A 7492-nucleotide genomic window follows, 5' to 3' on the forward strand; every position below is an offset into this window, starting at 1 on the left:
ATCCTGCAGCCGCTCGGCGCCCTCGACGACACCGGGTTGCCGCTGCACGTCGGCGGCATCTCCACCACCCACTTGGGGCTGGGTTACGTCGGGCTCGAGTTCCAGCGCTCCTTCGCCTCCAACACCCTGCGTGGAGTGCACCGCGACGCCGCCCACGTCGCCGCCCCGATCGCCGCTTACGCGAGCAAGGCCCTGGCCGCTTACGGCCTGTGACATGGAATCCCCGTCGTTCACCACCTTGTCGGTGGTGCTGATGGCCGGCATCGCAGCTGTCGTGTCGTATCGGCACATGTACGAGCTGGCACTGCGACACAGTGAGAGCTCGCTGGGGGCGATGCTGATCCCGCTTGCGGTGGACGGCGTGATCGTGGCCTCGTCGATGTTGATCCTCCTTGCCGGCAGATACGGCCGCCGCGGGGGAGCGCTGGCGTGGATCCTGCTGGTCATCGGCAGCCTGGCGAGTTTTGGACGGTGCCAGTGACGCAAACCGGGGCGCCCGGCTCGATGCACTGTGGTCCGGCCTTGACGACGTCCGGGAGTTGCTCGGGACGTACAACAGATCGGTGGGCTGTACGCCGACGTCCAGCCCACCGAATTGCGCGTGTCAGCCGATGGCGGTGACGGTCCAGCCGACCCCGATCTGGGAGCGGCTGCCGAAGCGACCGTTGCCATTGCCGGGATAGACCCACAGATCGCCACTGCCGTCGAGGGCGACCAGGTCAGTCTTGCCGTCACCGCTCAGATCCATGGCCGCGGCCTTGTAATTGCTCCAGCCGGTGCCGGATTGGGTACGGCCGGCAAGAGTGACACCGTTCTGGCTCGTGTTGGCATAGAACCAGAGCTCGCCCGAGGTGTCGATCGCCATGACATCGGCGCGGTTGTCGCCGCTGAAATCGGCGGGGAAGATGCGGAAGTCGGTCCAGCCGCTGGTGCCGATCTGGGTCTTGCCACCCCCGTCGGGGTAGTAATACAGCGCGCCGTTGCTCTTGTTGATGCCGAACAGGTCGGCGTGCGGGATGCTGTTGGCGTTGCCTGCGGCGTGGACGTAGTTGGCCCAGCCGGTGCCGATCTGCTTCTTGCCGCTGGAGGACAGAGATCCGCCCTGGTTGGGATACATCCACAGAACGCCGTCGGAGCCTGACATGACGACGTCGGCAAGGCCGTCGGCGTCCCAGTCAGTGACGATCCATCTCAGGGAACCCCACCCGCTGCCGATCTTTACCCGGTTGCTGACGCTGACGGTGGTCAGTCCCGAGCCGCCCTGGTTCGGATACATCCACAGGTCACCGGCTCCGTCGCTGATGATGACATCGTTACGGCCGTCCCCGTCGAAGTCGTGATTGTTCAGCGCGGGTGTGAGTGAAAGCCGGTTCCAGGTCTGGAGAGTGGACAGGACGCCCTTGAAGTGGCCGCCGAGGCTTGCGGCGCCGGTCTTGTGCGCGCCTGCGCGCAGTGCGCCGGTGGCTTTCCACTTCACCGTGTGCCTCACGCTGGCGACGTTCCGTCCGTTGACCCAGAGGATCGCGACGCCGGTGGCGGCCTTGTAGGTCACGGCGACCTGTGACCAGACACCGGCCGGAGCGCTGCCCGCGGGCGCGATGGCGGTGTCCCAGACGGGACTGGCCACGTCGGATCGGCTCATGGCGAAGCGCCAGGATCCGTTCTCAGCCCAGAGTTTGAAGCCGGCGGTGTTGACGCCGTCCTGGGACAGAACGGTGCCACCGGCGGCGGGTTTGGCCCGGGCGCTGAGGCTGAAGTCGGCGTCGGTGACGACGGCGGGCCCCCTGGCTGAAAGGGTTCCGGTGGTGCCGTTGAGTTCGACGGCCGGGCTGAAGGTGTCGCCGGTCTTCCAGGTCGCGCCGGCGGTGGCGGTCAGCGGGAGGCCGGTTCCGGTGAAGGCGCTGTCGGCGCTGGTGCTGACGGCGGTGCCCGGAGTGGCTGTGGCGGGCAGGTCGGCCAGGGTCCAGGTGTGGTCGGCCACGGCGGTGGTGATGGCGTTGACCCAGGTCGCGAGATCGTCAGTGCGGGCGGCGGTGAGGGCGCTGTCGCTCCCGGCGGTGTCAGGGCATCCGGCCTGGCCCGCCTGACTGAGAACGGCTGCGATCTTGCCGCCGTTGAGGACAGGGGCACCGGCCATCCCACTGCACACCAGCGGTCCGGCCGCGGTGGATAGTGTCGTGGCGGTGGCGCCGGTGAAGGTGACCTGCGCGCTGCGCTGTTGGTCGGTCGTCCAGTCGGTGGCCGTCATGCCGGCGCGGCTGTAGCCGACGGTGGACAGCTCGACACCGGTGGGAGCGGCGGTGGCCACCGGGATCGGGGTGATTCCTTCGACCGGGGTGGCCAGCCGGGCCAGGACCACGTCGCGGCCGGCACGCGGGCTCAGCCAGTCGACCTTGGTGGCGGCCTTTCCGGGGAACGCGACATAGGTAGCGCTGGCCGGCGCGCCTTCGGTGAGCTGGGGCTGGTTCGGATCGGTGGCCAGGCAGCTCGCGGCGCCGAGCGCCCAGAGCGGTGCGACCAGCGTCGCCGTGCACTCGCGGCCGTCAGCGGCGAGCTTGCCGACCGCCGCCTGCGGGCCGGTGCCCGGTGCCGGGCCGGTGCCGGCACGCAGTTGCAGCAGCATGGTGGGCGAGGCGTCCGGGTCGGTGCCCAGGCCCACTGAGGTGCTGCCGTCCGGGTCCACGTTGACGGTGAGATTCTCGCCGTCGTCGTTGCGCAGCTTCGCGGTCACCTGGTGGCCGGTGCCCTCACGCTGGCCGTCGCCGCGGATCTCGTAGACGCCCGGAACTTCGAGGTTCAGTACACCGGAGGAGGCGGCAACCTTGAAGCAGAGGCGGCCGAATCCGTCGGGGCCGATGGTTTCGTCGGTGGTGTAGATCTTCAGCAGGCCGATGTCACCCTGTACCGGCGTGGCGCAGTCGACCAACAGGATGTGGCCGTCGCCGGAGATCAGCCTGACGTTCTGCGCCGCCAGGATCTCCGCCGCCCCGGGGTAGGGGTAGATGCCGTTGTCCACCAGCGATGGAGGCGAGATCGCAGATGCGCTGGCTGGCGCTGGGCCGACAGCTACCGATAAGGACGCTGCCATCGCCGCGGCGACGCCCAGCGTCACCCAGCGCGGTGATAAACCCATGATCAAAACCTCCGGTGATGAGCTGTCGCGGAAGCTTCCGATAGGCCGCTGAGGCCGACCGTGACGGTTGAAGGGGTTCACGACCCGTTCACCTTGCTTGCGCCTCTGCGGGTACGAGATGAGGCTAGTGAAGCCCGGTATGTTCCTGGTATATCCGCCGATGTCTGGTATTGCCTGGCATCTGAGCATCGTGTGACACTCCGCAGAGCTGAACGGACGGTGACCAGACTCGCTCCTTCAGCGCTCCCAGTGTGCGAGTTCGAGCGGTGACGGAGGCTGCAGTGCAGCTGAATGTGCGTGCGCGGATGTCGATACGTCGGCAGGCGGTGATCGCGGCAATCGTGGTCCTGGCTTTGCTGGCCAACCTGCTGCAGGTGATGCCGGCATATGCGGAGGTGTCGGTCGCGGCCAATCGCTCCCTCGTGGTGTCGGCCTGGCAAGAGGGCGGCCCGCAGGTTCGATTAGCGGCCGAGGCGGCGCTGCTGGGCACGGACGCTCAGGTCAGCGCGTTCCTGGCCGAGGGATGGAACCATGCCCAGCGCCTCGACCAGCGGGACAGCCTCGCGAACATCATCAGCGACGGTGGTCCGGCATTGCGCGCGAAGGCTCGGGCCGCCATGGACGCGGACGCCGCGGGTGACCAGAGCGCGATCCCGACCTTCCTGAACAGCGGGTGGCAGGGCCCGTCGGACATCGATGCGCGGGTGTCGGTGAACCAGCTGATGGCCGCCGGCGGCGATCAGGTCAGGCAGGCGGCGCAGGCCGTACTGGACTCCGGAACCACCCAGGAGCTGCGGGAGTTCCTGGCGTCCGGCTGGCAGGCGCAGTGGAACACCGACCAGCGGCTGCGGATCAACCAGGCCATGGCCACCGGTGGCCCGCAGGTCCGCGCCGCGGCACAGAAGGCGCTCGACGCGGGCACGCCAGAAGCACAGGAGGCATTCCTCACCTACGGCTGGGCAGTGGCGTCGGCGCGGGACGACGAGATCGCGACGCTGCAGGACCTGCTCGGCCAAGCACAGGCGGCCGGTGCGCTGGCGGCGCAGGAGACCGCCAACGCCGTTGCCGAGGGTGGCCGCGCCAAGGACGCCGCAGCCGCGGCGCGCCGGTCCGCGGAGGAGGCCGCTGCCGCGACCGAGGCTGCGCGCAACAACATGGCTGAAGCGAAGGCGCAGGCCAAGCGGGCGGCGACTGCTGCGCAGAAGGCGGCTGACGCCGCTCAGGTGGCCGTTGAGGCCGCGGCGGCGGCGGTCCGGGCGGCGCGAGCGGCCGCCCATGCAGCGGCACTGGCCGCGCAGATGGCGACGAAGGCCAATCAGTATGCCACCGCAGCCTATTTCAAGGCCAACGAGGCGGTCCTGGATGCCTCGAAGGCGGAGGACGCACGACGTGCGGCGCAGGCAGCCACTGCGATCGCGAAGGAGACGAGGGGCTTCGCAGCCGTAGCAGAACAGGCAGCCAAGGCGTTCGAAGCCATGTACGGTGCTGTCGCATCCGCTACGAGCGCGGCCGAGAATGCCATGGCGGCAGCGTCCGCCAATGAGCAGGCGGTCCGGTTCGCCAACGCGGCGGGCTGGGCTGCTGAGGAGGCTGTCGAGGCGGCGGCGAGGGCGCGAGCCAACGCCGAGCGGGCCGTCCGGGCAGCACGGGCGGCGGAGAACTATCTCAGGGTAGCCGTCGACGCCGCGTACAAGGCGCGAAATGCCGCCAACCGGGCAGCAGCCAACGCCGAGGCCGCGGCAGCCGCGGCTCTTGATGCCGTGGAGCACGCCGGTGAGGCCGCAGAGGCGGCGAAACGGGCCACCGACTATGCCAACGCCGCCACAGCGGCAGCGCAGGAGGCACTGGACACCGCATCCGAGGCGGCCGCGCTGTTCGATGCGGCGCGGACCGCCGACGCCGAGCGCTTGGCGGTGGCCCGTGATGAGGGATTGGAGAACGCCCGGGCAGCCAACGTCGCGTATGAGGCGCACCAGCGCGTCGCCGACTGGGACATCGACCAAGCCGCCAAACGCGACGCCGAAACCAACAGTCTCATGGCCGTGGCGATCAACCCGACGACCGAGCGCGGAGCCGCGGTGGCGGCGGCCCGCAAGGTCGCGCTCAACTTGGCCAGCGGCCAGGGCGCCTGGACCAAGCAGGCGGCGCTTGCCGCGCTGGGCGGGGCTGACGATCTCGTGCTGGAGTTCGTCCGCACTGGCATCGCCGGCGCCGTGGCACAGGACAACCGCCTCGCGGTGATGAACCTGGCGGTAAACGAGAACTCCGCCTTGGCAACAGCGGCCAAGACCGCGCTGGCCGGCAGCGACCAGACGGTCGCGACCTTCCTGCGTACGCAGAACTATCCCGGCCGCTACAGCGCGGACCGGACGAAGGTCAACCAGATCCTGACCGCGGCCAAGACGGCCGGTGACGTCGTGCTGGCGCAGCGGGCGCAACAAGCCCTCGACACCGACACGCTGCAGGCGTTGCGCGACTTCCTCGACACCGGCCAGTACACCGCGGCGATCATCGGTGAACGAGTGCTGGTCAACCAGATCCTGGCCAACCCGGACAGCGGGCCGGAATTGAAGGCGGCCGCGCAGATCGCCTTGGAGGGACCGGCCCCAGGCCTGCGCCAGTTCCTCAGCACCGGCCGGTTCACCGCAGCCGAGCGGGACTACGAAAGCGCGACTCACCTTGCTGTGGTCGCAGGTCTGCACCAAAAGATCAGTCAGGTCGCCGAGACGGCAGCGCAGGATGCTCTGAAAGCGCAGAGCGTAGCCGCCCGAGCCCGCAACGATGCCGCTCAGGCTGCGTCCTACGCTCAGCAGGCGCTCGACTCGGCGAGCCGGGCTGCCGGCTACGCGCAGAAGGCAAGCACCTATGCCAGCCAAGCTGCGGCCTCGGTGGACAAGGCCGCAGCCGCGGTCAAGACCGCCCGCGCGGCGGCCACCCGGGCCACAACCTCAGCTCGCAGCGCCATCCGGTCGGCCACCTGGGCGATCCACTCCTACCAGGTCGCCGTCAACGCCGCCAATGCGGCCTTCAAAGCGGCCAACGCCGCCTACGAGGCAGCCCGTCGAGCCGGCAAGGATGCCGCCGGTGCCATCTCGGCGGGCAAGGAGGCTTACTCCGCCTATGAGGACGCCTATGGCGCGGCCATCTACCAATGCGACGTCGATTACGGTGGCGAAGACCTCGCTGAGTGGGAGAACTTGCTCGACCCCGGGGGCGAGTGGCACGAAACCTGTATCCGCAACATTATTGCGGACCCGGATGAGCTGATCCCGCGGGCATACCTCAACTCCGGCTTCTGCGAGCTGTTGTATGCGCCAACCACTCAACTTTACGAGAACTGCATTCAGTCCGTCCTGGATCCCGCGTTCCGAGGAGTGCAAAATCTCACTTATGCCGCTGAGCTGAGTGGGGCATTGATGGAATCCTGGGGATTCTTCGCGAGCGTGGCCCTCGCTATGTATACCTGGAGGATTCCGAATGCAAAATTCGGGAACAGCCTGAGGGACCTTTTCAAAATTGGGCTCGGAGTTTACCATCTCGTCAACGGTGATAAATCGCTGGCCGAGGTGCTGTCTGACATTAGCCCGATTCCTTTCTCCCGCGAGATGATTGATCGGCTTAGCGTCGGCTCCCAGGCGCTTAAGACGGCTTACGCGGCTGCTGGAATGGGTGCGGGGGCGGTCTACCAAGTCCAAATAGCGCTGAGCCGAGTCAAGGCAGTTGCCGCCGTTCCGACTGCTCAGGCGATGCTCGCCGGTGACTACTCCACCGCCATGAGCACTGCCTTCTTCTGGTCGGGCCGCACCGCGACATCGTCTGGCGGGTACGTGGCGGCAGGACCCGATGCTGCCGCTGAGATAGCGCGAGGCATGGGCGGCACTACGCTCGAAGCTCTCATGGGCAGCCGCGGAATTCCGCAGGCGGAGCGGGGCTCCACTCACCCCTTGCTGGTCGAGGTGTGGCAGAAGGTGATCGCCGCCTATGCCCGAGGTGTCTCAGGAGAGGTCAGGGTGGTTCTTGGAGAAGACCTGGGTCCGGGCAGCGTCTGGAAGAACATCGAGTGTCCCGCGCTCATGTCCAATCCCAACGTCACCAAAGTGACCGCGATCGACCTGACCACACGGGCGACGAGGGTGATCTCGAACTGTAATTGATTCTTAAGCGGAGTCGATCCAAAAAAGTCCGCACCGGCACCCTGGTCGGGGTGCCGGTGCGGAGCCGGGCGCACCCATAGTGAAGGTTTTTCACCGCACCTCGCGAGCTTGCAGGACGAAGATTGCTTTGACGAGTTGACCTGCACGTAGCGGGCAGCAGCGGAGTTTGCGCAGGATGCGCCAGTTCTTCAGGACGGCATTCGCG

At 67.6% G+C, this 7492-nt stretch carries 4 protein-coding genes and 1 pseudogene; 3 read left to right on the forward strand and 2 right to left on the reverse strand.

Annotated features, from left to right (window positions below; translation table 11 throughout):
• Positions 1 to 36 precede the first annotated feature (36 nt).
• Together Q9G87_RS46080 and Q9G87_RS46085 are read left to right on the forward strand one after the other, a co-directional pair.
• Complete coding sequence (locus tag Q9G87_RS46080) at positions 37 to 213, forward strand: hypothetical protein (protein WP_305922985.1); 177 nt, start codon at positions 37 to 39, stop codon at positions 211 to 213.
• A gap of 1 nt (position 214) precedes the next feature.
• Complete coding sequence (locus Q9G87_RS46085; protein ID WP_305922986.1) at positions 215 to 481, forward strand: DUF2637 domain-containing protein; 267 nt, start codon at positions 215 to 217, stop codon at positions 479 to 481.
• A gap of 123 nt (positions 482 to 604) precedes the next feature.
• Here Q9G87_RS46085 and Q9G87_RS46090 read toward each other — a convergent pair whose 3' ends face one another.
• On the reverse strand, positions 605 to 3133 hold the full coding sequence (locus tag Q9G87_RS46090) for an FG-GAP-like repeat-containing protein (protein WP_305922987.1): 2529 nt from the start codon (positions 3131 to 3133) through the stop codon (positions 605 to 607).
• A gap of 281 nt (positions 3134 to 3414) precedes the next feature.
• On the opposite strand from Q9G87_RS46090, the gene Q9G87_RS46095 reads away from it, so the two are divergent.
• Positions 3415 to 7287: an ALF repeat-containing protein gene (locus tag Q9G87_RS46095; protein WP_305922988.1), complete on the forward strand. Its 3873-nt coding sequence runs from the start codon at positions 3415 to 3417 to the stop codon at positions 7285 to 7287.
• 90 nt (positions 7288 to 7377) lie between these two features.
• Here the strand turns inward: Q9G87_RS46095 and Q9G87_RS46100 are convergent.
• A pseudogene (locus tag Q9G87_RS46100) lies at positions 7378 to 7492 on the reverse strand (IS5/IS1182 family transposase); the annotation flags it as partial.

Origin of the sequence: Nonomuraea turcica (assembly GCF_030718205.1) — a bacterium.
Taxonomy (GTDB): domain Bacteria; phylum Actinomycetota; class Actinomycetes; order Streptosporangiales; family Streptosporangiaceae; genus Nonomuraea.